A 25,849-nucleotide genomic window follows, 5' to 3' on the forward strand; every position below is an offset into this window, starting at 1 on the left:
CTCCACTCGGATTTGAGTGGAGCTTTTGTTTACGCTTGATTGTAATAAAGCGTCCCTGGTTTCGACAGCGTCAAGTCATAAAACGCCTCGAACGCTTCGATATCTTCCAACTTGCGAAAATCGACTTTGTCCGTCTCTTCATTCGGGATTGCGACGATGATGCCATCATCGGTCTGTTTGATCATCCCGGTCTGTCCGTTATGGATGCGGATGTAGAGCACGTGCTTGTCTTCTAGCAGCGTCACGGCTTCGCGACGCGATTGAATCGTTGTTTTCATAGTCATCCCCCACTTTCTTTTGAGTATACCGGTCCATCGTTGTTGCTTTCAAGCGGTTGCGCCCTTAAAATTATGTAAAGAAGGGGTTGAACGCTTTGAATTTGGAAACTATTTTAATTATCGTCTTAGGCATCACATTCGTCGTGCTCGTCTCGATCCGCGCCGTCCGCAACTTGCAGTGGGTCCGCTTCGGTGAGGCGTTCGGCAAACAAGGCGAGGCGCTACTTGACGACTATACGTACTTAACAGAACAAGGCATCACGTGTCGCGTCGAGCACGGTTTACCGACCGGCCGCCTGTTCCGCCCGCTCGCCAAAAACTTGGACGACCGGGTCGCCTTGTTCGTCCATCGCAAAGACGAACAGAAGGCTCGACAATTATTGAAATAAAAACGGCGCTTAAACTACAGCGCCGTTGTGTCAGGCTGTAGACATTAACATCGTCTGCAGCCTTTGTATTTGTCCGACCGGGCACAATGAAAATGGCGCTGACTCTTCAGCGCCATTTTCATTTATGTACTTGCCGCTCCGAGCAATAGTAGGCGATATGTTTAATCGTCGCCTCAGACAACAGCTCGAGCTTCGTCTTCGTGATGACATCGTCAATCACATCGAACGTCTCGGCACAGTTCGCTTTGATGCGTTCCACTTTGAGACGTGGTGTCTCCGGGAATATTAAAAATGACGTGACGGGAACAGCTTGTCCGCATTGCCTCTTCAAGACACTCCGGACGTGCTTCGTCATCCGCTCAAGTTCTTCCATCGGATGCGGATAGATGTTTTTCCAACCGAGCGGCGTCTCGAGACGACAATCTCGGTTCGTCATATGGACGGCCGACGTCGTCCGGTTGATGCGGACTAAAAAGACGCCCTTCGGTCCGACCAACACATAATCGAGCACGTCATCGCCGAGCTGGACGTGTTCAATCATCATCCAATCAAAGCGACATGTATGACGAATGATCTCGACGATCTCGTCCGTGTACGATTTCGGTGGTGTGATGACTTCTTCTTTCGTGCGGAACAAGCCTTTCGTCTGTCGTTTCTCAGGTTCTTTCTTGACGGCCGTCAATACTTGTAACATCTTCTCCACCTCCTCCCTTTATTCGCTTGGACCGACCTGTTTTCCGAAGACGGCCTTTTCTAAATTCGAGATGCGTCGCAACATGTCATAGTTCGACGCGACAGGCTGGGCCGGTTTGACCGGTTCTGCTGCTTGTTCGTTCGAACCGCGACGAAGCGACTCGTTCTCTTGGCGCAACCGTTCGATTTCTTTCGTCATCTTCTCGTAATCGCGGATGACGACGTCCAAAAACTGGTCGACTTCTTCTTGTGAGTAGCCACGGAGGGCGGTTTTGAATTCTTGTTTATAAATGGCTTCAGCTGTTAGTTCGGTCTGCATGATTTTCACTCCCAATGTTGTTCCCATTGTTTTTCTTCTTCGATTACACGTAACTCTTCCGGTGTAATCAAGAATAACTCCATCTGGTGTTTTCGTTTAGCCCCTTCGACGAGAAAACGAGGGCTTCCCCCCGTCTCTTCGTCATACAGCGTGATTAATCCTGCTGCTTTGTCCAAAAAGAAGGCGGTTTTTGCGCGCAATTGGCTCGGGTCCTCGTACGGACGTTGGGTCAGCGGTTCAAAAAAGTCAGCCTCGAGCTGCAAGCGGATGAACAGTTCTTGTTCAAACGGCTTGTACTTCTCTTCCATCTGTAAAAAAGGTGGAAACACGGCAATTTTGATTGGATAAGATTCTCTTAACTCTAACAATACTTCTCCAGCCCACAATTCACAACCGTTCGTGCCACTAAAGATGAACCATTCGGCCCCAAGCTCGATTGCTTCCATTATTTTTCGCTCGTAAGCTTCTTTGATGATATCGATGCCAGGATGGTCGGCTTTGAAGATGCCGAGCTCATGTGGACGATATCCTGTGATGGCGACAACTTTCATGACCGCTTCCTTTCTAACCGATTCATCCGATGACGGAGTGCCCGCATCTCGGTCAAGGCGGTCTGTCGAAGTACCGTCTCTTTCCGTTCCGAGAGCGTCAGCGCCTGCTCGGTGAACGTGATGGCTCGGTTGATGTCTTTTTGATGATGTTCGGCATATTTCGCCAACTCGACGAATGCCTCGACCGTACCGACCTGTTCGAACAGCGGCAACGCCTGCTCCATCTGGCCGGTCCGTTTTAACAGCAGGGCTTGACGCATCAAGGCACGTTTCGTCGGTTGTTCAAGCCGCTCATATTCTTGAAGCGCCGCCTCGGCGTTACCGAGATCGTTCAACCAGTGGGCCCGCTCTTCCCCAAACGGCGTTTCATCGGCTTCGACGAGATGACAGAGACGTTTATAAAGTGAGACTAGACTCAAACAGTCAGCATGGTGGTGTTCGATGACGGGCTGGATGATATCCGGTTCCCGTTCTTTCACGTATTGAAAATAGTGCATCGGCGCCAAAAAGCCAGGCATGTCGTCCGTCCGGGCATGACCGAAGTGGGCCTCGACCGCTTTGAGCGAGACCGATTCAAGTGTCGGTTTCAACAGACGACGTGAGGCATGCAACAAATCGACGTGGCCGACGGCCGGGAGCGCCTTCACTTTCGAACGGACGAACGTATGCCTTGTTTTGATTTGGGGCCAGTCGAACGACTTGCCGTTATACGTCACGAAACGAACCTCGTCGCCGATGTCATTCAAGAAGTGATAGTAGAACGCCGTCTCGAACGCCGGGTGCGGCAACACGTACTGACTCATCTCCAGATGATCGTCTTGGAAGCGCGCGAAGCCGATTAAAAAGATTGAGGTGCCGGAGCCGCGAAGCCCGGTCGTCTCGGTGTCCATGAACAATACCTGTTCGGATGGGACATCGACTTGAAAGAACGGATGGGTCGATGTTGCGAGCGAGGCTTTCGCCTCTGCGAACGTATAGTCATGATACGTCTCATCGAGTGGATAAATCTGTTTCAAGCGGACGCACCACTCTTGTTCGAACGTCAAAATCTCTCCGCCGCGCTCGCGCCACTTCGCCTGTTCAACGTCGTCCGGCGTCACGGTCACCTGTTTCGGTTCATTCGTTTTAATGAGTCGTGATAGTTTTGCTTTCATATCGTTCCTTTCAATGCTTGCAACTGTCTGACGACCTGCTGTTTAAAGTCACCGTAGCCGATCATTCCGACACAGCGCGGACAACCGCTCTCGCACGGACAATCGTCGACCGTTCGAATGGCCGCATCCAAGACCTCATCGGCGTCGCGATAAAGTGCTTCGCTCAGCCCGATGCCGCCCGGATAGCGGTCATATAAATAAACGGTCGGTTTATTCGTATGGGTCGCTTTCATTTGAATCGTCGTGAACAGATCGAGCGTGTCACACATCAAATAGAGCGGGGCTAGGCGTCGCAACAGATCGCTGACCGCCTCGAGCTGGTCTTCCATATCGGCTTCCGAGTAGGCGAACCGTTCGTCGAGCGTGAACCATGTCGCGGTCGTATGAAGTTCCCGCTCTGGCAAGTGAATCGGTCCGGAACCGATATTCTCATGCGTCCCGAACTTGATTTTTTTGAACAGGGTCGCCATCGCGATGACCGACACTTCCCCGAACGTCTTCACGCCGGTCGTCTTGTTCTCTTCCAACACTTTCAATTCGACTGCCAAATTGGCGTCCGTATAGTAGTCGACGTCGACGCGTCGGACGTACGCTTTCTTCTCTTCGAAGTCGAGACGTTCGACTTGATACTGTTCGGCGCCATGTAAATAGATGGCTTCGTCGTGGAGCAACGTCATCGCGCTGAACGTATCCATCTCACCGATGACTTGGTTCTTCGCGGTTTGATCGACGATGACGACGTTCTCTTGGTCACTCGTCCGAAGCGAGATGTCATGGGCCGGGAACGCATCAGTCATCCAATAATATTTATCGGCCCGTTCGTGCAAGATGTGGGCGTCCGTCAAGAAATCGAGAATCTCTTCCGTCTCGACCGTGCCGAACCGCTCCCCTTTCTGGAAAGGCAGTTCGAAGGCGGCACATTTCATATGGTCGACGAGGATGATTAAATTGTTCGGGTCGAGACGAGCCGCTTCCGGAGACCGGTCTAAAATCAAATCGGGTTGTTCGACGACGAGTTGGTCGAGCGATGACGATGAGGCGACGAAGATGACGAGCGCCTCGGAATGACGGCGTCCGGCTCGGCCGGCTTGTTGCCACATCGAGGCGACCGTTCCCGGATAGCCGTTCAACACACACGCTTGCAATTGGCCGATATCGACGCCGAGTTCAAGCGCATTCGTCGAGACGACGGCCTTAATCTCCCCGTTACGGAGCCGGCGCTCGATTTCGCGACGCTCCGACGGCAAGTAACCGCCTCGGTACCCGACAATCGACTTTGGACCGAGCTCGCGCCGCGTCAATTCTTGTAAATACGTCAACAACACCTCGACCCTGACGCGTGAGCGGGCGAAGACGATCGTTTGGATGTCCGCCTCGACCAATTTTGAGGCGATGCGCTTCGTCTCGAGCGTCGCGCTCCGGCGAATGCCGAGCGCTTCATTGACGACGGGCGGGTTATAGAAAATCAAATGCTTCTTACCTTGTGGCGCCCCGTTATTGTCGACGAGGACGACGTCTTCTTCCGTCAACAGTTCAGCCAGCTCGACCGGGTTGGCAATCGTCGCCGACGTCATAATCCATTTCGGATGACTCCCGTAATAGGCGCAAATCCGTTTCAGGCGGCGGAAGACGTTGGCGACATGGCTACCGAACACGCCGCGATACGTATGAAGCTCATCGACGACGATATACTCCAAATTCTCGAACAAGCGAATCCATTTCGTATGATGCGGCAAGATGCCAGAATGCAACATATCTGGATTCGTGATGACGATATTGCCGGCGTCCCGTACTTTCGTTCGGGCTGCCGGTGCCGTGTCGCCATCATAAGTGAAGCAACGCAAGTCGCCCTCGAGCGCTTCGACCATCTCCATCAAATCGCTGTTTTGGTCTTGAGCGAGCGCCTTCGTCGGATACAAATAGAGCGCCCGAGCGTTCGGTTGTTCAATCATTTTCGACAGGACGGGTAGATTGTAACAGAGCGTCTTCCCGGATGCGGTCGGTGTGACGATGACCGTCGAGTTCCCACGCGACGTCTGCTCGATTGCTTCGGCTTGATGGGTGTACAGTTGTTCAATTCCCCGGCCATGCAGCACCCGGACAAGATCTGGCGGCACACTCGACGGAATCGGTGCGTAGCGGGCCGGTTTCGCCTCGACTGTATGCCAATGTGTCACGTTTTGAGAAAAGCCCGGGTCGGTCTTGAGCGTATGGATCATTTCTTCCACGGAACGTTTTTTCCGCATGAGGTTCACCTTCTTTACGATTTCGAAGGTGCGAGTCGCTCCACGATTGCTTTCACTTCGCCGATCCGTTCATCGCGTACGAGCCGATGGACAGCAGGTAAACGCAGCACATCCATTTCTTTGAAGGCGTCGGCAACATGTCCATTCTCTTCTTCGAGTCGAATGATCGCATCGTCATACAACCGTTGCGTCGACCGTCCGAACAAGACGATGGTATGTAGCTTCGTGCATTTCGAATGAACGGCTTGCAAGTGTTTCGTGTAACGCTGCACCGCTTTATGATAATCTTCATGCGTCGCGAGCGCTTGACGCTTGCCCCGCAGAAGTTCTGGATAGAATGTTTCGTCGCCGAGGAACATCGTCTCGACGCCGATTCGTTTCAAATAAGGATGGCCACTGGCTTCGGCCACAGCTTGATCATCAATCAAACGTCCGAACGGAATCGACTCCTCGACGAGCAATCGGCTCATTTTCAAGCCGTTGATACCGTGTAACGGAATACCTAAATCATCGTCTTGCAGTCGGTCGATCACAAACAACACTTTCATCTTGCGTTTCAGTGAGAGTTGTACCATGTGTCACCATCCTATTCGCTTTCTTTTCATTATAGCAAACGAAACAGAAAAACAGGGCGCTGATGTCGCCCTGTTTCCTGTGAGTCGGTTTTAGTCACGACCACCGTTGCCATTCCCGTTGCCGTTACCCTGGCCATTCGAGTCTGTCGATTGACGGCTGACGTCTCCGTTCGAATCCGCTTCCCCATCAGTCTCATCGGCTGGTGGTTCTTCTTCGGTCGGTGGTTCCGTATTCTCGTCTTCGGTGTTCGTGTCGTTGCCGTTATTCTCATTGTTTTCGCTGTTTTCATTATTCTCGTTATTGCCGTTGTTCTCAGTATTTTCGCCATCGGTCGGTTCGCCTTCCTCTTCAGGCGGCGTCTCTTCCGTGGCTGGCTCTTCTTCCTCTTCGGCCGGAGGCTCTTCACCTCGTTCGACCGTGTAAGACGTTTGGAGCGGGCTCGATTGTTGATCGCCGACGAGCGCATTCGTCGCGTTGGCGACAATCGTGAACGTCGTCTGCCCTTCCGCCAGACCGGCGATGGCGATGCTCGTGTCTTCGGTCGTCCCGACGACACGTTCGCTACCGTCCGGACGTGTCTCCGTCACGGTGAAAGAAAGACCTTGATAGCCAGCGGCTTGTACTCCTTGTGTGTCATACGACCACGAGAGTGTGCCTGTCTCACCTGGCACATCATAGTCAATCGATGCGCCGGTCGGAGCGGCCAGTTTATCCGGCTGTAAATCTTTCGGTTTCGTCCCTTTGACGTACAACTCATTGCCGAGCGAGAGCACCGATTCCGGTTGCTGGAAGCGGTCCGGTTGTCCCGTCGCATTCGTCACTTCTTGCATCATATACTCGAAGTAGTACTGGGCGTAGTTCGGATCCATCACCGATTGAGGTGTGGCGCTGGAACGTCCCGACCATACTGAAATCGAGTAATCGGTCGTATAGCCGGTGAACCATTTGTCCATGTCCTTGTTCGTCGTCCCGGTCTTACCGGCAACATCCCACGGGAACGCGCCCGGCTCATACGTCCCGTTCGAACCGCTGACGACGTCACGGAGCATGTCTGTCAACATATACGCCGTATAGTCTTCCATCGCCTGCTTCGCTTTGATCGGCGAGTTGATGGTTGAGCCGTCATTGAACTCGATTTTTTGAATCAAGTGCGGTTTCGTATACATTCCGTTCGTTCCGAGCGCGGCATAGGCGGCTGCCATTTGCGTCGTGCTTGCTTCCGCCGTCCCGAGTGCGTTCGAGGCGTTCATCTCGTCGCCTGACATCGACGGCTCGATGCCGACGTTCTCGACGAACGATTGAATCGCTTCTTGACCGAACTCATCACGCACTTCATAGAAGGCACGGACGGCCGGGGTGTTACCGGAAATCGTCAAGTAGTAGCGCATCGTGTTGGCACCGCGGTAATCCAAGTAATAGTTTTTCGGGTTAAACTCATCTTCAGGAAACGGTTTATCCATCAAAATTTTCCCAGTCGACCACTGTGCGTTCTCAATCCCTGGACCGTAATCGAAGAACGGCTTCGCCGTGGAACCGATTTGGCGTTTTTCACGCGAATAGTCGCGATAGTTCTTATCGCCTTGTTTCGCCTGTTCGCTGTCAATGACGGCGACGATTTCACCCGTCTTCGTATTCAACACCGTCGCCCCCATACGAAGATCTTCTGGGAACTCACTTGTTGGAAGGTTGACGTTATCGTTCTTAATGTCGCTATTGAACTTCGTGTGCAAGTCTTTATTTATTGATGTGTACACTTTCAAGCCTGTTCCGTAAATATCGGCCTGCTCGAGACCGTAGTCTTCCTCGAGCTCGGCCTGGACGCGGGCGTAAATCGAACGTGTATACGACTCTTCTTCAGATTGGGCGCCTGGCGAGATGATATCCGCAATCTCGACGTCGAGCGCCTCATTGTATTGTTCTTCCGTGATGTGACCGTCACGCTTCATCGAAGAGAGCACTTGCTCTTGACGGTAACGCGTGAGCTCTTGGTCACCACTGATTGGGTCATAGGCGCTCGGACGTTGCGGGAGACCGGCCAAGATGGCCGCCTCTTGATAGTTCACTTCCGAGACCGGCTTATTGAAGTATGTCTTCGAAGCCGCTTGGACACCCCATGCCCCTGAACCATAATAGTTCTTGTTCAAGTACATCTCTAAAATCTGTTCTTTCGTGTATTCGCGCTCAAGTTTGATGGCGAGCCACTGCTCTTGCAGTTTCCGTTTCAACTTTTTATCCGTTGATAAGAACGACTGCTTGACGAGCTGTTGCGTGATCGTCGAACCGCCTTCGGCCCCGAAGCCGTCGGTCACGTTCGCGAGCACGGCGCCGCCGATGCGACGCAAGTCGACCCCGTTATGTTCATAGAAACGACGGTCCTCGATTGAGATGACCGCTTGTTGCATCACTTCCGAGATATCGTCAATCGAGACGTACTCGCGAATCTGTCCGTTCTCTTCGAGCGGTTCACCTTCAGCCGATAACAGCTGAATCGGGTACGTATCGACCAATTTCTCTTCATCGAGCGGTGGTGCTGTCGCGATCGCATACGCGGTGTATGCGCCGCCGGCGATGACGCCGATGATGAATAAAATCCCTAAAATCGTTATTATGCGTCGAAACTTCGACTTCTTCGCTTTTGGTTTCGGCTTTTTGGCCGCTGGTTTACGTTTATTGGTCGTCGTGTCTTGTCGACGTGCCATCCGACTTCGTTCCATTCACGCTTCACTCCTTCTATTTCAATCGAGCCATGCTTCAATCGCCGTCAAATAATCGATGGCCGGCATCGCCCGGGTTGGAACTTCAATTGCTTCTTGCTCGATATAGGAGAGCGGAATCGACTTGCGTCCTGATTCGCGCTGTTCCCACCAGACTAATAATTGCTCCGTTGATAACACATATTGCGTATTATAGCGGCTAAACCGAATGATGACAAAACAAATCCCTCCATGCCGCTCACACTCGCGCATGTGGTGGATTTGGTGGTCGTGGAAGTTTCCGAGCGGAAACGACGTTTTATTGTTCGTCTCTTTTGCCTCGAAATCGATATACTTGCCGCGATACACCCCATTATAATCGGTCGTCGATGCTTGCTTGAAATACGCTTCGGTTACTTTCGCCGCGCTCCGTTTCGGATAATCGACTTTCACGATTTGCAGCGGCGTCGGTTTCTTATGGATGACCGCCCGACTGTGGAGCCGATAAAACTCGTTCGTGTCGTTCAGCAGCGTCTCGAGGTTCATGCCTCGGTTCGCATACGTCTGCGGATTCGATCGGGCCGGCCCAGCCGAAGGTTGCGGCTTTTTTCCGTTTGGATAATGGAACAATGTCGTCACCCCTAATATCTAGTTTAACAGGTTCGCCCAGCCGTTCCTTCCGTCTGAAGTCTGATTGTCGAGTTCTGTCGCTCGACTCCTGTGTGGATTTTCCGCAATCCATATCGTACCAAACTCCCGTATGTTAAACTAGTATGTAGTGCATTGTGTAGTCAAATTGACACGACCTTGTTACGGAGAAGCTATTTATTTTTCTGAAATAAGTCTTCTACTTATTAGCCATAATCAGGGCGGATTAAACGCAGATTGACGGAAGTTTCTAAAAAGTGTGCAATAAATAGTGTAACCCAAGGTTGATAAACAATTAGCAGGCCCGCTTTTATAAGCAGTAGAGCCATGGTTGGAGGAGTAAGATGGAAACACAAAAGAAGTATGTCATGTTCGTCGATGAGACGGGAACACCAAAGGGGAACACGCAATTCAATCTGACCGGCGTATTGATGGAATATAAATATGCAATTGATGCCGACGAGGCCGGCATGCCTTGCGAATTGAAACGTCGGTTACACGCCTTCAAACGCGACGTGTTCAAGACAGAAAATATCCCGCTCCATTTAAAAGAGATTTTAAAAGCCGAGCATCCGTACGGGAAAGAAGACGGCATCACGATCGATATGCTTCGTGATTTCTGGAACAAGTTGCCTGATTTCTTGCGCGATATCGACTGTACGATCGTCAGCGTCGAGGTCGATAAACAAAAGCTCCATGACTTCTACTCGACACCGAAAGACCCGTACGTCGTCGCATTCGCTCACTTGATGAAGTCGTTCTATGCGTTTTTGGAAGAGACGGAAGCCGTCAGCGCCCGCGTCGTCTTGGAGTCACGGGATGACTATCAGAACTTGCTCATCCAAAAAGCGTTCTTCGATATCTTCAATTCGGGGACGGTCCATCTCGACGTCGAGAAGAGCCGTCAAAAAATCAAAGGCTTCATCTTTTCAGAGAAGCAGAACACGGTGTATCAGTCGGGTCTCGAAATCGCTGACCTCGTCTGCCTCCCGCTCTCGCGCGTGCGTCGCGGCGTCATCGAAGTAAAACCACGGTTCGTCCATTATGGGGATGAGAACCGCATCTTCAAAGCCATCAAGGACAAGATTTACATTCGTAAAGAAAGTCCTGACCAAGATTTCCGCAACTGGGGATTCAAAAAAGTACCGATTACGAAAAAGCGCCGCGAATGGAGCGACCATCCGTGGAATCACTAAAAACTGCCTTGCCGATCATCATTCGGCAAGGCAGTTTTTATGTTCGGCGCAAGCCCGGGAGCGTCTCCCGCAAACGAATGAGCGCGTTGAGGCCGGCCAAAAACGGGATCACGGCCACCAATCCGATTGCCCAGCCGATGGACAAGACATCGGTCAACAGCCCGGCGAATATAGCCCCGAACGCATAGCCACTGTCGCGCCAAAAACGATAGACGCCCATCGCCGAGGCGCGCCACGAATGTTCGGCGACGTCACTGATTGAGGCTTGGAGCGTCGGATAGACCATCGCCGTCCCGATGCCAAGCATGACCGCTGCGAACACCCATTGCCAATAGTCGGTCATGACGAGAATCGCCCATAGCGAGCCGGCCTGAACCCACATCCCTACGACAATCAACCCTTTTCGTCCGATGCGGTCGCTCCACACACCGGTGAACAGTTGAAAGAAGCCCCATGCCGCGGGGTAGAGCGCCACGATCAGCCCGATCTCCGCGAGACTCAGCCCTTGGGCGGCAAAATAAATCGGGAACAAGCCCCATGCCATGCCGTCCTTCAAATTGGTCGACAGACCGGCTACCGTCAGGCTTGAGAGCGAACGATCTCTCCATGTCGTCGCCAGGAATACCTGTTTCGGCGAACGTGTCTTTTCAGGTTGACCTATAGACTGAAGCTGTAATTGTTTCGTCGTATCGCGGACGAACAACGATAACGTGAGACCGATCAAGGCGACGACTACACCGATGTAGAACGGTTCCGGCCGACTGCCGTATGTGACGGCAACCATCCCGGACACCGCCGCCATCACGGCGACGCCAATATAACCCGCGAACTCATTCAGTCCGACCGCCAGTCCCCGCTCCGTCGGTTTGGCCAAATCAATTTTCATATTGACCGTCATCGACCACGTCAGCCCTTGGTTGACCCCAAGCAAGACATTCGCCACGATAATCACCCACCATGCCGATGCTGATATGACGAGCACGGGAACGAGGAGCCCGATTGCCCAACCGAAGATGAGCACTTTTTTGCGACCGTATCGGTCGGCGATGGCTCCTGCGAAGTAATTGACGACCGCCTTCGAGAATCCGAAGCTGATGATGAACGAGAGTGCCGCACTCGTCGAGATGAGAGCAAAATCCTCTTCTCCGATAATAGGCAAGATTGTCCGCTCAAGCCCTACCATCGATCCGACAAAGAAGTTTGTCACGACGAGCAGTATAAAATTGAATCGATTTTCTCGGACGCCGATACGTGGTTGATTCATATACATCCTCCTTGCCAACTGGTTGCTGGATTGAGTATATCAAAAAATACCCCCGTACGTATAAAAAGCGTCTTCCCGATCTCGTGATCAGGAAGACGCTTCCGTTCATTGTCCGGTCGCTTGCTTGGACTTCATTCGTTTCTTCCCTTCGCGGCACATATCGAGCAGCGGACATGTCTCGCAAGCAGGACGTTGCGCTTTGCAGTGATAGCGGCCGAAGAAGATGAACTGGTGATGGAGCTGTGACCATTCTTCGCGCGGGAACTTCTTCATGAGCGTGTCCTCGACTTGACGGACGTTATCTTTCCAACGACAGATGCCGAGACGTTTCGAGACGCGCTCGACGTGCGTGTCGACGGCGAATGCCGGTTCGTGAAACGCGACGGACAAGACGACGTTCGCCGTCTTCCGTCCGACGCCAGGCAACGCCTCGAGAGATTCGCGATCCGACGGGACGATCCCGTCGTGACGTTCCACGATTTGCATCGAGAGCGCCTTCACGTTTTTCGCCTTGTTCCGATAGAGACCGATGCGCTTGATTAACGCCTCGATGTCGGCGACGTCAGCCGCAGCCATCGATTCGACGGTCGGATAGGCCTCGAACAGACCAGGCGTCACTTTGTTGACGAGTGCATCGGTCGCCTGCGCCGATAACGCCACGGCCACGACAAGCTCGAACGGATTACGGTGCGTCAACTCACAGTGGGCGTCCGGGAACATGCGACGCATCGTGTCAGACACTTCGGTCAATTGGGCTCTCGTCAACATCACTTTTTCCTCCGTTGATAATCGACGAGGTCCTCGAGTGACTCGACGTTGTGGTCTTGCCACACTCTGAGAATCTTGTCCATATATTTAAAGTTGCGTACGTTGCGAAGCTTTGCTTCCCGAAGCGCGGCCATAATCAGCTCTTCACTGAAGCCGTCCTCGGTCAACCAACCGACAATCTGTTCGATCTCGAACGGGGTGATCGTCCCGAACTCGCGCTCAAACGTATGAATGATGTTCTCATTTAACGAATGAGCCGATTTTTCAGGTGTCGCCCCTTCTTCGAGTGCAAGGAACAACGGAAGCAGACTGTATCGTTCAACCTCGGTCGACGCATCGATGGCGATCAACTCTTTTTGGAGCAAGCCGAGCAAGACGGAACGAGCCTCGCTCTCGGCCACGTTCATCCGGTCTCCGAGTTCGCTTGGAAGCGGCATCTCAATGCCTTCCCCCGTCATCTCAAGCAAGTGGATGACGAGATTGAACTCGACCGGACTCAAGTTGAGGCGACGCGCCTCCGTGAACAATTTTCTCGGAACGACGACTGGATTTTGTTCGAACAGCTTGATTAGATTATGTGCATCCATGTCGCACATCCTTTCTAGACAAATCAATCGGGGAAGACGAAGTCATCCCCGATTGGCGATTATGGGTGAATGCGGTTCAAGAGGCGTGGGAACGGAATCGCTTCGCGGATATGCTCGATTCCGCTAATCCAGGCGACCGTACGCTCAAGGCCAAGACCGAAGCCAGAGTGCGGGACCGATCCGTATTTGCGGAGTTCGAGGTACCAGTCGTACGCGTCCGTCTCATCGAGACCTTCTTTGATGATTTCTTCTTTCAACCGGTCGTAATCGTCTTCACGTTGCGAACCGCCGATAATCTCGCCGTAGCCTTCCGGTGCGATCAAGTCGGCACAGAGGACGAGTTCCGGGTTTTCCGGATCGACTTTCATATAGAACGGCTTGATGTCTTTCGGCCAATGTGTGATGAACACCGGGAGGTCATGCGCGTTGGCGATGGCCGTCTCGTGCGGGGCACCGAAATCGTCGCCGTACTCGATGTCGTCGAAGCCTTCGTCTTTCAAGAACTTGATCGCATCGGTGTAACGGACACGCGGGAACGGTGCTTGGACTTTCTCAAGTTTCGACAAGTCGCGTCCGAGCAGTTCCAATTCGTTGCGGCAGTTCTCGAGCGCCGATTTGGCGATATACGAGACGTAGCGCTCTTGGAGCTCGAGGCTCATGTCGTGGTCGAAGAATGCCATCTCCGGCTCGATCATCCAGAACTCGATCAAGTGGCGGCGCGTCTTCGATTTCTCGGCGCGGAACGTCGGTCCGAACGAGAATACTTTGCCAAGTGCCATCGCGGCAGCTTCCATGTATAGCTGGCCCGTTTGTGACAAGTAGGCCGGTTGTCCGAAGTAATCTGTCTCGAACAACTCAGTCGTGCCTTCCGGTGCACTCGACGTGATGATTGGTGGATCGATTTTCACGAAACCTTCTTGGTTGTAGAACTCATACGTCGCCCGAATCAATTCGTTACGAACTTTCATGATCGCGTGCTGGCGACGCGAACGGAGCCAAAGGTGACGGTTGTCCATCAAGAACTCGGTGCCGTGCTCTTTCGGTGTGATCGGATAATCGACCGATTCCGCGATCACTTCCATCGCCGTCACTTCGAGCTCGAAGCCGAGCGGCGTGCGTCCGCCGTCCGATTTGACCGTACCCGTGACCCAGACCGAAGTTTCTTGCGTCACGCCTTTAGCGAGCGCGAACAACTCTTCGGCTACATCGGCTTTGACGACGACGGCTTGAGCGAAACCGCTCCCGTCACGAAGTTGAAGGAAAGCGATCTTTCCACTCGAACGTTTGTTGGCGATCCAGGCTCCGACGCGGACCGTCTGGCCTTCGTAATCTTTAAATTGGCTGATTGAAATTGTTGTCATATCCATATCCATCCTTTCGCTTATCGAGCGTTACGTGTAATGAAGTCTTCTACTCGATCGAGCGCTTCTAATACCCGTTTCAATTCTGTTGCATAAGACAAGCGGACGTAGTCGTCCTGTCCGAAACCTGAGCCTGGGACGAGGGCAACGAACGCTTCGCCGAGCACGGCCTCACACCATGCGTCGACCGAGTCGTACCCGCTCATCGATGCCGCCTCTTTGGCGTTGGCATATAAGTAAAATGCGCCTTGCGGCTTCAAGCATGTGATGCCTGGGATGGCAATCAAACGCTCATAAACGATCTCGAGTCGTTCCGCGAATGAGACACGCATCATCTCGACGTCGTCTTGTGGCCCGTTATACGCTTCGACCGCCGCCGCTTGAGCGATTGACGTCGGGTTCGATGTCGAGTGCGATGCGAGGTTCGTCATCGCCTCGATAATCGTCTTATCGCCGACCGCATAACCGATGCGCCATCCGGTCATCGCGTGTGACTTCGAGACGCCGTTGATGATGACCGTCCGCTCCAACATCCCTGGAAGCGTCGCGATCGAGACGAACTCCGCATCGCCGTAGACGAGTTTCTCATAAATCTCGTCACTGACGACGAGCAAGTCGTGTCGTTTGATGACGTCCGCGAGTGCCGACAGCTCGGCCTCGGTATAAATCATACCGGTCGGGTTCGACGGACTGTTCAAGATGACCGCTTTCGTCCGATCCGTGATGGCCGCCTCGAGCAACTCTGGCGTCAATTTGAACATCGTCGACTCGTTCGTATCGACGTAGACCGGGACACCGTCCGCGAGCTTCACTTGCTCCGGATAGCTGACCCAGTACGGTACCGGGATGATGACCTCGTCGCCTTCATCTAAAATCGCTTGGAACAATGTATAGAGGGCATGCTTCGCACCTGAGGCGACCATGACCTCCGCACGCGTGAACGTCAAGTTGCTGTCGCGCTTCGTCTTCTCGATGATCGCGTCTTTCAATTCGACCGTCCCGCCTGATGGCGTATACTTCGTGTCACCATCGCGCGCGGCCTGACAGGCTGCCTCGATGATACGTTCCGGCGTATTGAAATCCGGTTCCCCGGCGCCGAGGCCGATGACGTCTTGTCCCGAAGCCTTTAACGCTTTCGCTTTCGCTGTGATGGCGAGTGTCGTTGAAGGTGTCAACTGCTTTACACGTTGTGCCAATAGATGTTCCACAAAAACTCCCCCTTGGTTTCGTTACGAGTCCGTCAATTGGACCCGTCGAATAAATTCGCCCGCTTGGAGCGTATAATACGAATACGTATACGATGCGCCCGATTTCGTCACGACCTCAATCAAGGCCCGTTCGTCAAACCCGTATTTACAGCTGACGAGTGACCCGCCCGTTTCTGTGACCGATTCGGCACAGACTTGATCGAGGTCGACCGACGCGATGTCACGCGTCACAATCGGCAACTTGTCATCGACTGGCACGAACTGGACTTGATCCGTCTCCTCGAAGACGACGTACGGTTCCGTCCCGTTATACAGCTCGGCCCGTTCGATGTTGACGGACGGTTGCTCGGTCTCGAGACGCTCGCGTGCCGCCTCGATCATCTTGTCTTTCGTGCGCTCGGTATGACCGACCGTGAACCAATAGATGCCACTAAATACGATGACGACACCGATGAGTGCCGTCATGAACGCAACCACTACTTTGGTCTTCCGTGTCATTCCGTCCGATAGATGGTGAACACCATCTCTTCTTTCTTCGGATCATTCACTTTTTTCTCTAAAGCAAGACCGAACATTAAATCTTGGCCCTTCAACGTGCGGTTCAACAAGTCGACAATTTTGTATACATCTGCCGTCGGCTCGATTCGAACCGTCGCCAACGTCTCGATATTCGAATTCATGATTACTCCTCCTTCAAAAAACACTATACCCATTATTATAAAACGATAATATCACGATGCCTAGCGTTATCTCTGATTTCCTAGGCCGGTCTTTTCTTTCTCGTCTAAAAACAGCTCCAGTTCGGCGAGTGCGGTCTCGAGCGGACCGTCGATTCGGTCGACGGCCGGCAAACTGTTAATGAACTGCTTCCCATAACGGGTCGTCTCGACACGACGGTCGAAGACGAAGATGGCGCCGTAATCCTCTTTCGAGCGAATCAGACGGCCGACCCCTTGTTTAAAGCGGATGACCGCTTGCGGGAGTGACAGCTCAAAGAATGACGATTTGCCTGTCGCCTCGATTTTCTCGGACCGCGCCTGCATGACCGGTTGGTCGGGCGGGGCGAACGGGAGTCGGACGATAATGAGGCAAGTGAGTGCCTCGCCCGGAATGTCGACGCCTTCCCAGAAGCTAGCCGTCCCGAACAAAATCGATTGGTCGATGCGCTTGAATTGTTTCGTTAAACGGCTACGTGATCCGCCGCTGACGCCTTGGGCGAGGAGCGTATAGCCCTCATCAAGCTGGTCTTTGACGGCCTCATGCGTCAAGCGCAACAATTCGTTCGATGTGAACAAGACGAGCATCCGTCCTTTCGTCACATTGGCGATTTGGGCAATCGAGCCTGCAATCTGTTCGACGAACCGCGGCAACGGAACCTCGTTGATGAGCGGGATGTCGGACGGCACAAACAGTTTCGCTTGTTTCTTGAAATCAAACGGTGACGCCAGGACGACGCGACGGACATCTTCGCCGTCGAGTCCAAGACGGCGTTCGATGAATCCGAATCGGCCCGAAACGGTCATCGTCGCCGACGTCAAGACGGTCGGACGCTTGGCGAACAGTCGTTCATGCAAGAGTGGACCGATCTCGACCGGTTGCGTATACACCGAAGTCAACTTACGGTTGGCCAGGTTGAGTTCGACCCAACTGACAGCATCGTCATCCCGCGTGAGCATCGTCTCGTAGAGCACGCTCTCGATATCGCGCACGTCCCCGATGAACGCCTTCAAATCCCCGAGCACGGCCCGTTGTTTGAACGTCATATGTTCTTTATGCTCATCGAGAAGCCGATGCAGTTGCCGGAGCGTCGTCCGGAGTGTCCGCAGACGGTCTTCGAGTCGCTTCGCCACTTCCCGAATCGGACGGAACGGCTCCCCTTCCCGCTCGAAGCGGACGGTTTGACGTTGCTCCCGCTTTTTACCGAGCGACTGGAGCGCCGTGAGCAAATCGTTCAGTTCATCGTCGACGCGCGCGAGCGCTTGATCGGTCGCCTTGCTGAACGCCTCGGCTTCTTCCGCGACGGCCGTCAAATCAGCGAGTCCGAGCACGCGTGAATGGAACTTGCCATCGGCGCCGTAACCGAACCACTTGAACAAGCGGTCGAACTGAATCGCGTCGAACGTCACACCGAAGTGATGCGACGCGACTTCCTCGACTTGATGGGCCTCATCTAAGATGAGCGGCGTATCGATCGGAAGAATCCCGGCCTGATGCTGCAAATCAGAGAACAATAAAGCGTGGTTCGTCACGATGATATCGGCCTCTTTCGAGCGCAAGACGGCCCGGGTGAAGAAGTCCCGGCTATACCACGGGTCGAAACGGCCGAAGTCCGAGGCCGCGTCGGCTTGGATGAGCCGTTTGAACGAGGCCGGCCCTTGTGACGCCGCGCCTGGTAGCGACAACTCTTCCAAGTCGCCTGTCACGGTCTCGGTCAACCAGACGAGTACCATCGCCTTGCACATCGCTGGGAGCAAGCCTTCGTTCGCCTCTTCGAGAATCATCTCGAACTTGCGGAGGTCGATGTAATTGCGTCTCCCTTTCAACAACGTGAATTCGACTTCAGGGAAAATCGCTTTTAAAATCGGCAAATCTCGATTCAACAGCTGTTCCTGCAATTGAATCGTATGTGTGCTGACGACGACCGGTCGTTTCGTCTCGAGCGCGTGATGTGCGCTCGGAATCAAATACGCCAACGTTTTTCCGGTCCCTGTTCCCGCCTCGATTAACAGTGTCGCTTCGTCATCGAGCGCTTTATAGACGTGGCGCATCATCTCGAATTGACTTTGACGCGGCTCGAATTGCCCGAACAATGCCGGGAGCGTCTCTTCAATCGTCCGGTGAAGGAACGGCTCGAACGGCTCGCGTTCGACGGCGGGTTCGAACTTGTCGACGAGACGTCTCAGTGCGATTTTCCGATGAATATCGTACGTCGTCTCGTCGTCGGCTCGAATCCCGACTTGAATGATCAACTCATCGAGCAGCGGCTCGACGTTGCTCGTCCACGATTCGGACAACCGCCGCAATTGTTTCAGCGTGACGAGCGGTAACGCGCGCAACCGCTCGACCAAACGAACGAACAGTTCAGCCGTTGCCTCGGCGTCGCTCAGCGCGCGGTGCGCGTCGGTGTGGACGAGGTTGAACGTCTCGGCGAGGGACTCGAGCGCGTGGCTCTCGAGCGTCGGGTATAGAATCCGTGCCAGCTCGACCGTGTCGATGGCCCGGCCCTGGAACGGGATATACCCGGCCAACTCTAAGCTTTCATTCAAAAAATTCAAATCAAACGATACGTTATGGGCGACAAAAATCCGCCCGTCTAGCATCTTCCATATATCTGGGATCACTTCCTCAAACGTCGGGGCTTCCGCCACGTCTTGATTCGTGATCGTCGTCAACTGCGTGATAAAAGGCGGGATCGGGCGACTCGGACGAATCAAGGTACTGTAGCGCTCAATCACTTCACTCCCTTGAACGACCACCGCCGCAAATTCAATCAATTCGTCGCCGGACTTGACGGAATGACCAGTCGTCTCCAAATCCACTATCACATAGGTGTCCATAACATCCATCCCATCTTCGGCACGCTCGTGCTTTCTGTCTGTCTCATCTTACCATAGAACGATACACGAAAAAACGGGGATGCCTCTCGCGGACATCCCCGTTCGTCTTATAAAATCGTATGGGCGATTTCTTCGTATAGAAGTTGATCGATCTCGTTTCGCTCGTTCAAGACGGCGACTTTCGGACGATGTTGTTTCGCTTCCTCGGCCGTCATTTGACCGTACGCCATGATGATGACGACGTCCCCGACTTGGAAGTGACGGGCCGCAGCCCCGTTCAAACAGACGACGCCTGAGCCTCGTTCGCCCTTGATGACGTACGTCTCGATGCGAGCCCCGTTATGGTTGTTCGTGATGTGGACATGCTCGTTCTCCATGATCCCGACCGCATCCATTAAATCTTCATCGATCGTGATCGAGCCGACGTAATGTAAGTTCGCCTCGGTGACGGTCGCCTTGTGTAGTTTTGCGTGCATAAATGTTCGAATCATTGGATTCATCCTCTCTTCCAAATCACATTATCAATCAAGCGGGCCCGTTCGAACTGCACCGCTACAGCAATCAATAGTTCGGTTGACGCGGAGGTCACCTCGGTCAACGTCGGATAGTCTTTGATTTCGACATAGTCGATCGTGCTGTTCGGAATGTTCTTCAAGTGGTCCTCGAGCCGTGCCATCACGTCTCGAATCGCCTCACCTTGCGCAAGGGCGTCTCGCGCCTCGATCAAGGCACGGTTGATGTCACTCGCATCCGCCTTCTCTGACTCCGACAAATAGACGTTACGGGACGATTTCGCAAGGCCCGACGGTTCACGGATAATCGCACAGCGGCGAATCTCGACCGGGACGAAATAGTCGCGGACGTAGCCTTCGATTAGAGCGACCTGTTGCGCATCCTTCAACCCGAAGTAAGCGCGGGTCGGACGGACGAGATTGAACAGCTTCGAAACGACGGTCAAGACGCCATCGAAATGACCGGGACGACTGGCCCCGCATAAGACGTCAGCGCCGGTGCGCACCGTCACACGTGCCATGTCGAGCGGATACATCGTCTCCGTGTTCGGGTAGAACAAGACGTCGACACCCGCCTCGCGGGCGAGTGCCTCGTCCCGCTCGAAATCACGCGGATAGCGGTCGAGGTCCTCGTTCGGTCCGAACTGGGTCGGGTTGACGAAGATGCTCATGACGACGAGGTCGTTTTCTGACTTGGCCGCTTCGACGAGACTGAGGTGCCCTTCATGCAAATAACCCATCGTCGGGACGAAACCGATCGTCCCGACACCTGTCAATGCTTCTTGTAACGAACGTGGGGTCGTGACGATGTTCATGCCTTGCCCCCGTAGAGCGTGTCGAGCAATGACTCATCCATCGTGAACGTGTGCCGTTCGAGCGGGAACGAGCCGTCTTTCGTCGCATCGACGTAATTGCGGATTGCCGTCGTCGCCACCTCATTCACGTCGGCATATGCCTCGACGAACTTCGGAAGGCGGTCGACGCCATATTTCAAGATATCGTGATAGACGAGTACTTGGCCATCCACATCGGCACCCGCACCGATTCCGATGACCGGGATGCTGAGCGCCTCGGCAATCTTTTTGGCCAATTGATGTGGCACGCATTCGAGGACGAGCATCTTCGCGCCAACCCGCTCCGCCTCGAGGCTATCGGCAATCAACTGTTCTGCGTCTTCGAGCGATTTGCCTTGTACTTTATAACCTTCGAGCACACCGACAGATTGCGGAGTGAGGCCAAGGTGGGCGACACACGGCATACCGACTTTCGTCAGACGCTCGATCGTTTCAAGCACCTCGCCAGCCCCTTCAAGTTTAATCGCATCGGCCTGTCCGTCTTGGAACAACGTCGCGGCCGCTTGGAGCGTGCGGTCGAAATCACCGTGGTATGTCGCGAACGGCATATCAACGACGACGAACGTGTCACGGGCCCCGCGGCGAACCGCTTTCGCGTGATGGACCATGTCCGAGATTGTCACAGGAATCGTCGAATCGTAACCGAGCACGACCATCCCGAGCGAATCCCCGACTAAAATGATATCGACGCCTGCAGCCTCGGCCAGTTTTGCGGACGGGTAATCGTAGGCGGTCAACATGACCAATTTCTCTTCTTGCTTCATCTTCTTCAATAACGAAGTCATCGTATGCATATAGTTCTCCTCCTAATGTGGAGACAGGTTAGAAAAAACGCCTTCCTACACGAATGGTAAGAAGGCGCACGAAAACAATCTCAAGTAGATGAGTGTCCTTCTGTCCCTGTCAAAATGATCAAGGCAGACAAAAAAATGTAGTGACGGTCTGCAGTACTGGTACACTTCGCGAGCGATAGCGTCCGGCACATTCATTATAGACCACGAACCCGTTTCCATCAATCATTCCAAACTGCGATCTCGGCAGAGTAAATCGGCTCGACCGTTCCTTCATGTTCCAACAGGAGTGCCCCATCCTCTGAAATGCCGCGCATCGTCCCGCGTCTTGGCTTCCCTGACGCCGTCAACGTCACCGGTTCGTTCAGATAAGCGGCGTATTCGAGCCAATGGGCGCGCACAGAATCAAATCCTGACGCGAGGAACAAATCGTATTCCGTCTCGAGCTCGGCGAGCAAGTGCGCAAGCAACTCGCTTCTCCGATACGTCTGATTCGTTTCCAGCTTGATGGACGTCGCGCGATGGGCGAGCTCGTCCGGGATGACATCGCTATTGACGTTCAACCCGAACCCAAGGATGACGGCTTGAATCCGGTCACCCTCCGTCTGCATCTCAGTCAAGATGCCGCCGATTTTTTTCCCATTGAGCAACAAGTCATTCGGCCATTTGATGGTGGCCGGGATACCTTGCGCGTGCAAAGCGCGCGCGAACGCGCTCGCCGCCATGAGCGTCAGCTTCGAGGCGTCGCGAATCGGCAGCGCCGGGCGCAGGATGACACTCGCCGCGATATTGACGTGGCTCGGATTATACCAGTTCCGGCCGAGTTGGCCTCGTCCCGCTGTCTGCTCCTCGCTGATGACGAGCGTTCCTTCGAGGACGCCCTTTTGCGCCAATTCATGGGCGATGCGTTGGGTCGTATCGACTTGATCAAACGCATGGACGGCTTGTCCGAACCGCCCTTTTCGGAACGATACGAACGCCGGCTCATCGAGTCGGTCGGTCTGGCCGAACAATTGATACCCTTTTCGAGGAATCGTCTCAATCGCATACCCATCTTGTTTTAACGTCTCGATATGTTTCCAAATAGCGGTACGTGAAATATTTAATTGACGGGCCAACTCTTGACCACTCCAGACGGTCCCGTCCTGCAACAGGTTTAATACCTTTCCGCGTGTTGAAGCCATCGTTTCGCCTCCTTTCGTAACGGTTCCGGTTCGTTGGCGAGCTCGCCGTCCAGCACGAGCCGTTCGACGTGGGCGAGCACTTGTTTGATGAGCGGGCCCTGGGCCCCGATTTGGAGCGCATCACGGCCGTCGAAGCGAAGCTCCCGGCGCGATTGAATCGGCAACTGCCGCTTCAACTGTTCAGCCGTCTCCGTCCGACCCGACATGTCGAGATACGTCGAGAGCGTCGCCGTCGTCGTCTCGTAAATCGTGAACGTGTCGAGGCCGGTCGTGAACAACCGGGCGAGCACGTTCGCTTCCCGTTTCAGCGCGTTCGAGCGTTTCCACGGCGTCAACCAATCGGTCGCAGCGGCATGATGGACGAACAACGCCCAGCCGCCGACCGGATTGACCGGCGTCCGTCTGTCGGCGATGACGCGCTCAATCAGTTCTGCCGAGACGTTCGGTAAATACTGATGGATGCCGAGGTCCAGTATCGCCGCCAGCGCTTTTCGATACGCCGGACCGACCATCAGCTTCTCAAACTCGATAGCGACCCGCTCCATCGCGATGTCTTGCAGTTTATGACCGAGTTCGCGGGAAGCCCGTTGCACGTCGTCATCGAGACGGAAATCGAGCTGGGCCATGAAGCGGAACGCCCGCATGATGCGGAGCGCGTCCTCATTGAAGCGTTCGTACGGGCTGCCGACGGTACGGATGACACGCGCCTCAAGATCCATCCGACCGCCGAACAAATCGACGACGTTGCCATCGTGGAACGCCATCGCGTTCATCGTGAAGTCGCGCCGTTTCATGTCCTCCTCGAGCGAGACGCCGAGCGACACGTGGTCGGGCCGTCTCGAATCCGAATACGTCCCTTCCGACCGGAACGTCGTCACTTCGAACGGATGATGGTCGAGAATGACCGTCACTGTGCCGTGATCGATTCCGGTCGGTACCGATTTCGGGAACAAACGCATGACTTCGTCCGGAAAGAGCGACGTGGCGATATCGATGTCATCCGGAAGCGTACCGCGCATGTAGTCGCGGACGGCCCCCCCGACGATATACGCTTCGCCGCCGTGGGCGTTAATCGTCTCGATAATCCGTTTGGCGTATTCCCATTCCGTCATGGGCGCACCACCTGTTCATAAAGCGATTCATATGCCGTTACGATATCGGCCGACGCGAACTGTTTGGCCCGTTCGAGCCCGTTCGTGCGGAAGCGTGCATGCAGTTCCCCGTCGAGCAAAATCGCTTCGAGCGCTCTCGTCGCCGCGAGCGCGTCGCCGCGTTTGACGACGAACCCTTCCACGCCGTCAGTGATGACTTCCGGCAATCCGCCCGCATCGCTGACGACCGACGGGACGCCCGTCGCCATCGCCTCGAGCGCGACGAGACCGAACGCCTCTTTGTCCGATAACAGGATGTGGACGTCGCAAATCGACAAGAGCGCCGCCACTTGTTCTTGCTTCCCGGCGAAGATGACTTGCTCTTCGAGTCCCATTTCGCTCACGAGGCGGCGCATCGCTCCCATGAGCGGACCGTCGCCGACGAGGAGCAGTTTCTTATGTGGGACGTTCATCTGCTGGAACGCCTCGAGCACGAGATCGATTCGCTTCACTTGCCGGAAGTTCGAGATATGGATGACGACCCGGTCTTGATCGGACAAGCCATACCGTTCGCGGAGGGACGTGTCGGCCTGCGGTTGATAGACCGCCTCATCGATGAAGTTGTGGATGACATCAATCGATAAGTCGGACCCGATCCGCTCGAGCGTCTCTTGCTTCAAACTGTCCGAGACGGCCGTGATGGCGTTCGATTGGCGTAAGCCGTACAAAATTGCCGGCTTCAATTCCTCATCTTCGCCGAGCACGGTGATATCCGTGCCATGGAGTGTCGACACGATCGGTGTCTTCGTCCCCGCCATCTCGCGTCCGAGGGCGGCACAAACGGCGTGCGGCACCGCATAGTGGGCGTGGATGACATCGAGGCCGAACGCCCGGATGACGCTCGCAATCTTCGACGCCAGCGTGATGTCGTACGGTGGATACCGGAACACCGAGTATTGATTGATTTCGACTTGGTGGAACGTGATGTTCGGATGATAAGCGTTCAATCGGAATGGGATGCTCGACGTGATGAAATGGACATCATGGCCCCGGTCGGCGAGTTTCATCCCGAGCTCGGTGGCGAGAATGCCCGAGCCCCCGACCGATGGATAACAGAGAACTCCGATTCTTAGACTCATGTGAGCTCACCTGCCTGATGGACCACGTATGGGCGGCTCGTCATCAACCCTTCCGCATATGCGGTCCCGATTAAGCTACCGAAGTGACGTTCCCTCGCCAATACCCGTTCGAGATAGGCGTCCGTGAGCGGCGTTGCCACGCCGTCGACCGGTGTGAACTGACTGGCATAGGCACGCAAGGCGTCAAGTTTTTGCTCGATTGTCCCCGTGATGTCGATGCAGACGTCCGGTGTCGTATGGGCGTTAATCATATATTGATAGACACTCGACGGCCGATATGCCGGGACGTCGGGCATGTATTTACGGATTCCGGCATTAAAGAGCGCCTCCTCGACGAGTCGGGCGCAGGCGCCGTGATCGGGATGGCGGTCGATGCCGTATGGATACAGGACGTGTGTCGGACGCTCGGACCGAATCAATCGGACGATCGCCTCGATTTGAGTTGCGTCCCCGGTCAGGCCCCGGTCCGGGAACCCGAGATTGATGCGACGGATGCCGAGCACCCGATCGGCCGTTTCGGCTTCGATGCCGCGCGTGACGACGTCCCCATTCGAAGACAGCTCCGCTCTCGTCAAATCGACGTATAGAACGTCGACCCCGGCCTTGGTCCATTGGGCGGTCATGCCGGCGATTCCGATTTCGATATCGTCCGGATGGGCCCCAATTGCTACTATTTTCATAAAATCACCTCTTCTGTGAAAAGTATATCGGACTCATCGCGGAATGTCATATGTAGAGGGTAGTCAATCGAGAGGTTTTTCGAGTACGCTACTAGGTGGGAGGTGAACCA

Annotated in this window: 26 protein-coding genes; 2 read left to right on the forward strand and 24 right to left on the reverse strand. The window is 54.2% G+C overall.

The genetic code is table 11. The annotated features are described in order from the left end of the window. Positions 1–29 precede the first annotated feature (29 nt). Positions 30–278 (reverse strand): hypothetical protein, encoded by a 249-nt coding sequence (locus KNP85_RS00620; protein ID WP_021067240.1) that lies wholly within the window; start codon positions 276–278, stop codon positions 30–32. A 95-nt stretch (positions 279–373) separates the two neighbouring features. Here KNP85_RS00620 and KNP85_RS00625 point away from each other — a divergent pair, with 95 nt between their 5' ends. After that, positions 374–667 (forward strand): hypothetical protein, encoded by a 294-nt coding sequence (locus tag KNP85_RS00625; RefSeq protein ID WP_021067239.1) that lies wholly within the window; start codon positions 374–376, stop codon positions 665–667. A 118-nt stretch (positions 668–785) separates the two neighbouring features. Here the strand turns inward: KNP85_RS00625 and KNP85_RS00630 are convergent, their stop codons facing one another. From KNP85_RS00630 to recU, 8 genes are all read right to left on the reverse strand, one after another. Continuing rightward, a complete protein-coding gene (locus tag KNP85_RS00630; RefSeq protein ID WP_021067238.1) occupies positions 786–1,361 on the reverse strand; it encodes an NERD domain-containing protein in 576 nt (191 codons plus the stop codon). Positions 1,362–1,379: 18 nt separating this feature from the next. Beyond that, complete coding sequence (gene gpsB, locus KNP85_RS00635; protein ID WP_021067237.1) at positions 1,380–1,679, reverse strand: cell division regulator GpsB; 300 nt, start codon at positions 1,677–1,679, stop codon at positions 1,380–1,382. 5 nt (positions 1,680–1,684) lie between these two features. Further along, positions 1,685–2,230, reverse strand: coding sequence for an SLOG family protein (locus KNP85_RS00640; RefSeq protein WP_021067236.1), 546 nt, complete (start codon positions 2,228–2,230; stop codon positions 1,685–1,687). Next, positions 2,227–3,384, reverse strand: coding sequence for a ribonuclease H-like domain-containing protein (locus tag KNP85_RS00645; protein WP_214800821.1), 1,158 nt, complete (start codon positions 3,382–3,384; stop codon positions 2,227–2,229). The genes KNP85_RS00640 and KNP85_RS00645 overlap by 4 nt, the downstream gene beginning before the upstream one ends. After that, positions 3,381–5,630 carry a DEAD/DEAH box helicase gene (locus KNP85_RS00650; protein ID WP_021067234.1) on the reverse strand — a complete coding sequence of 750 codons (2,250 nt, stop codon included), beginning with the start codon at positions 5,628–5,630 and terminating at the stop codon, positions 3,381–3,383. The genes KNP85_RS00645 and KNP85_RS00650 overlap by 4 nt, the downstream gene beginning before the upstream one ends. Positions 5,631–5,644: 14 nt before the next feature. Then, positions 5,645–6,205: a hypothetical protein gene (locus KNP85_RS00655; protein WP_251136173.1), complete on the reverse strand. Its 561-nt coding sequence runs from the start codon at positions 6,203–6,205 to the stop codon at positions 5,645–5,647. Positions 6,206–6,295: 90 nt separating this feature from the next. Next, positions 6,296–8,920 carry a transglycosylase domain-containing protein gene (locus KNP85_RS00660; protein ID WP_214800823.1) on the reverse strand — a complete coding sequence of 875 codons (2,625 nt, stop codon included), beginning with the start codon at positions 8,918–8,920 and terminating at the stop codon, positions 6,296–6,298. A 21-nt stretch (positions 8,921–8,941) separates the two neighbouring features. Next, positions 8,942–9,538 carry a Holliday junction resolvase RecU gene (gene recU, locus KNP85_RS00665; protein ID WP_029595649.1) on the reverse strand — a complete coding sequence of 199 codons (597 nt, stop codon included), beginning with the start codon at positions 9,536–9,538 and terminating at the stop codon, positions 8,942–8,944. A 353-nt stretch (positions 9,539–9,891) separates the two neighbouring features. Here recU and KNP85_RS00670 point away from each other — a divergent pair, with 353 nt between their 5' ends. Next, positions 9,892–10,743, forward strand: a complete 852-nt coding sequence (locus KNP85_RS00670; protein ID WP_021067230.1) for a DUF3800 domain-containing protein — start codon at positions 9,892–9,894, stop codon at positions 10,741–10,743. Positions 10,744–10,780: 37 nt separating this feature from the next. On the opposite strand, the gene KNP85_RS00675 is transcribed toward KNP85_RS00670, so the two are convergent. The 15 genes from KNP85_RS00675 to bshB1 all read right to left on the reverse strand — a co-directional run bounded on the left by KNP85_RS00675 (position 10,781) and on the right by bshB1 (position 25,739). Next, positions 10,781–12,007, reverse strand: coding sequence for an MFS transporter (locus tag KNP85_RS00675; protein WP_214800825.1), 1,227 nt, complete (start codon positions 12,005–12,007; stop codon positions 10,781–10,783). A gap of 105 nt (positions 12,008–12,112) precedes the next feature. Further along, on the reverse strand, positions 12,113–12,775 hold the full coding sequence (nth, locus tag KNP85_RS00680) for an endonuclease III (RefSeq protein WP_214713755.1): 663 nt from the start codon (positions 12,773–12,775) through the stop codon (positions 12,113–12,115). After that, positions 12,775–13,362, reverse strand: a complete 588-nt coding sequence (locus KNP85_RS00685; protein ID WP_021067227.1) for a DnaD domain-containing protein — start codon at positions 13,360–13,362, stop codon at positions 12,775–12,777. The genes nth and KNP85_RS00685 overlap by 1 nt, the downstream gene beginning before the upstream one ends. Positions 13,363–13,421: 59 nt before the next feature. Beyond that, positions 13,422–14,723: an asparagine--tRNA ligase gene (gene asnS, locus KNP85_RS00690; protein ID WP_021067226.1), complete on the reverse strand. Its 1,302-nt coding sequence runs from the start codon at positions 14,721–14,723 to the stop codon at positions 13,422–13,424. Positions 14,724–14,743: 20 nt separating this feature from the next. Then, positions 14,744–15,931, reverse strand: a complete 1,188-nt coding sequence (locus tag KNP85_RS00695; protein ID WP_214755844.1) for a pyridoxal phosphate-dependent aminotransferase — start codon at positions 15,929–15,931, stop codon at positions 14,744–14,746. A gap of 21 nt (positions 15,932–15,952) precedes the next feature. After that, positions 15,953–16,396 (reverse strand): hypothetical protein, encoded by a 444-nt coding sequence (locus KNP85_RS00700; protein ID WP_236355676.1) that lies wholly within the window; start codon positions 16,394–16,396, stop codon positions 15,953–15,955. A 29-nt stretch (positions 16,397–16,425) separates the two neighbouring features. After that, entirely contained in the window at positions 16,426–16,611 is a 186-nt protein-coding gene (locus tag KNP85_RS00705) for a YpmA family protein (protein ID WP_021067223.1), read from the reverse strand. 66 nt (positions 16,612–16,677) lie between these two features. After that, on the reverse strand, positions 16,678–19,488 hold the full coding sequence (gene dinG / locus KNP85_RS00710) for an ATP-dependent DNA helicase DinG (protein WP_214800827.1): 2,811 nt from the start codon (positions 19,486–19,488) through the stop codon (positions 16,678–16,680). Between the two features lie 107 nt (positions 19,489–19,595). Continuing rightward, positions 19,596–19,979 carry an aspartate 1-decarboxylase gene (panD, locus tag KNP85_RS00715; RefSeq protein WP_021067221.1) on the reverse strand — a complete coding sequence of 128 codons (384 nt, stop codon included), beginning with the start codon at positions 19,977–19,979 and terminating at the stop codon, positions 19,596–19,598. 5 nt (positions 19,980–19,984) lie between these two features. Continuing rightward, positions 19,985–20,815: a pantoate--beta-alanine ligase gene (gene panC, locus KNP85_RS00720; protein WP_214800829.1), complete on the reverse strand. Its 831-nt coding sequence runs from the start codon at positions 20,813–20,815 to the stop codon at positions 19,985–19,987. Continuing rightward, a complete protein-coding gene (gene panB, locus KNP85_RS00725) occupies positions 20,812–21,648 on the reverse strand; it encodes a 3-methyl-2-oxobutanoate hydroxymethyltransferase (RefSeq protein ID WP_021067219.1) in 837 nt (278 codons plus the stop codon). Before panB ends, panC begins: the two co-directional genes overlap by 4 nt. A 218-nt stretch (positions 21,649–21,866) precedes the next feature. After that, on the reverse strand, positions 21,867–22,829 hold the full coding sequence (locus KNP85_RS00730) for a biotin--[acetyl-CoA-carboxylase] ligase (RefSeq protein WP_214800831.1): 963 nt from the start codon (positions 22,827–22,829) through the stop codon (positions 21,867–21,869). Further along, complete coding sequence (locus KNP85_RS00735) at positions 22,802–23,941, reverse strand: CCA tRNA nucleotidyltransferase (RefSeq protein ID WP_214800833.1); 1,140 nt, start codon at positions 23,939–23,941, stop codon at positions 22,802–22,804. The genes KNP85_RS00730 and KNP85_RS00735 overlap by 28 nt, the downstream gene beginning before the upstream one ends. Next, positions 23,938–25,059 (reverse strand): N-acetyl-alpha-D-glucosaminyl L-malate synthase BshA, encoded by a 1,122-nt coding sequence (gene bshA, locus KNP85_RS00740; RefSeq protein ID WP_021067216.1) that lies wholly within the window; start codon positions 25,057–25,059, stop codon positions 23,938–23,940. Before bshA ends, KNP85_RS00735 begins: the two co-directional genes overlap by 4 nt. Next, the gene (gene bshB1 / locus KNP85_RS00745; RefSeq protein ID WP_058763415.1) at positions 25,056–25,739 is read right to left on the reverse strand and encodes a bacillithiol biosynthesis deacetylase BshB1; all 684 of its coding nucleotides are present in this window, start codon (positions 25,737–25,739) and stop codon (positions 25,056–25,058) included. Before bshB1 ends, bshA begins: the two co-directional genes overlap by 4 nt. Between the last annotated feature and the right edge of the window lie 110 nt (positions 25,740–25,849).

It is taken from the genome of Exiguobacterium sp. s194 (assembly GCF_018618275.1).
GTDB classification, from domain to species: Bacteria; Bacillota; Bacilli; order Exiguobacteriales; family Exiguobacteriaceae; genus Exiguobacterium; species Exiguobacterium chiriqhucha.

What these genes read in the sequence shown, in the direction of transcription:
- KNP85_RS00620 (WP_021067240.1), bottom strand. Translation starts at nt 278, where the DNA reads ATGAAAACAACGATTCAATCGCGTCGCGAAGCCGTGACGCTGCTAGAA.
- KNP85_RS00630 (WP_021067238.1), bottom strand. Translation starts at nt 1,361, where the DNA reads ATGTTACAAGTATTGACGGCCGTCAAGAAAGAACCTGAGAAACGACAG.
- gpsB (WP_021067237.1), bottom strand. Translation starts at nt 1,679, where the DNA reads ATGCAGACCGAACTAACAGCTGAAGCCATTTATAAACAAGAATTCAAA.
- KNP85_RS00640 (WP_021067236.1), bottom strand. Translation starts at nt 2,230, where the DNA reads ATGAAAGTTGTCGCCATCACAGGATATCGTCCACATGAGCTCGGCATC.
- KNP85_RS00645 (WP_214800821.1), bottom strand. Translation starts at nt 3,384, where the DNA reads ATGAAAGCAAAACTATCACGACTCATTAAAACGAATGAACCGAAACAG.
- KNP85_RS00650 (WP_021067234.1), bottom strand. Translation starts at nt 5,630, where the DNA reads ATGCGGAAAAAACGTTCCGTGGAAGAAATGATCCATACGCTCAAGACC.
- KNP85_RS00655 (WP_251136173.1), bottom strand. Translation starts at nt 6,205, where the DNA reads ATGGTACAACTCTCACTGAAACGCAAGATGAAAGTGTTGTTTGTGATC.
- KNP85_RS00660 (WP_214800823.1), bottom strand. Translation starts at nt 8,920, where the DNA reads ATGGAACGAAGTCGGATGGCACGTCGACAAGACACGACGACCAATAAA.
- KNP85_RS00670 (WP_021067230.1), top strand. Translation starts at nt 9,892, where the DNA reads ATGGAAACACAAAAGAAGTATGTCATGTTCGTCGATGAGACGGGAACA.
- KNP85_RS00675 (WP_214800825.1), bottom strand. Translation starts at nt 12,007, where the DNA reads ATGAATCAACCACGTATCGGCGTCCGAGAAAATCGATTCAATTTTATA.
- nth (WP_214713755.1), bottom strand. Translation starts at nt 12,775, where the DNA reads ATGTTGACGAGAGCCCAATTGACCGAAGTGTCTGACACGATGCGTCGC.
- KNP85_RS00685 (WP_021067227.1), bottom strand. Translation starts at nt 13,362, where the DNA reads ATGGATGCACATAATCTAATCAAGCTGTTCGAACAAAATCCAGTCGTC.
- asnS (WP_021067226.1), bottom strand. Translation starts at nt 14,723, where the DNA reads ATGACAACAATTTCAATCAGCCAATTTAAAGATTACGAAGGCCAGACG.
- KNP85_RS00700 (WP_236355676.1), bottom strand. Translation starts at nt 16,396, where the DNA reads ATGACGGCACTCATCGGTGTCGTCATCGTATTTAGTGGCATCTATTGG.
- KNP85_RS00705 (WP_021067223.1), bottom strand. Translation starts at nt 16,611, where the DNA reads ATGAATTCGAATATCGAGACGTTGGCGACGGTTCGAATCGAGCCGACG.
- dinG (WP_214800827.1), bottom strand. Translation starts at nt 19,488, where the DNA reads ATGGACACCTATGTGATAGTGGATTTGGAGACGACTGGTCATTCCGTC.
- panD (WP_021067221.1), bottom strand. Translation starts at nt 19,979, where the DNA reads ATGATTCGAACATTTATGCACGCAAAACTACACAAGGCGACCGTCACC.
- panC (WP_214800829.1), bottom strand. Translation starts at nt 20,815, where the DNA reads ATGAACATCGTCACGACCCCACGTTCGTTACAAGAAGCATTGACAGGT.
- panB (WP_021067219.1), bottom strand. Translation starts at nt 21,648, where the DNA reads ATGCATACGATGACTTCGTTATTGAAGAAGATGAAGCAAGAAGAGAAA.
- KNP85_RS00730 (WP_214800831.1), bottom strand. Translation starts at nt 22,829, where the DNA reads ATGGCTTCAACACGCGGAAAGGTATTAAACCTGTTGCAGGACGGGACC.
- KNP85_RS00735 (WP_214800833.1), bottom strand. Translation starts at nt 23,941, where the DNA reads ATGACGGAATGGGAATACGCCAAACGGATTATCGAGACGATTAACGCC.
- bshA (WP_021067216.1), bottom strand. Translation starts at nt 25,059, where the DNA reads ATGAGTCTAAGAATCGGAGTTCTCTGTTATCCATCGGTCGGGGGCTCG.
- bshB1 (WP_058763415.1), bottom strand. Translation starts at nt 25,739, where the DNA reads ATGAAAATAGTAGCAATTGGGGCCCATCCGGACGATATCGAAATCGGA.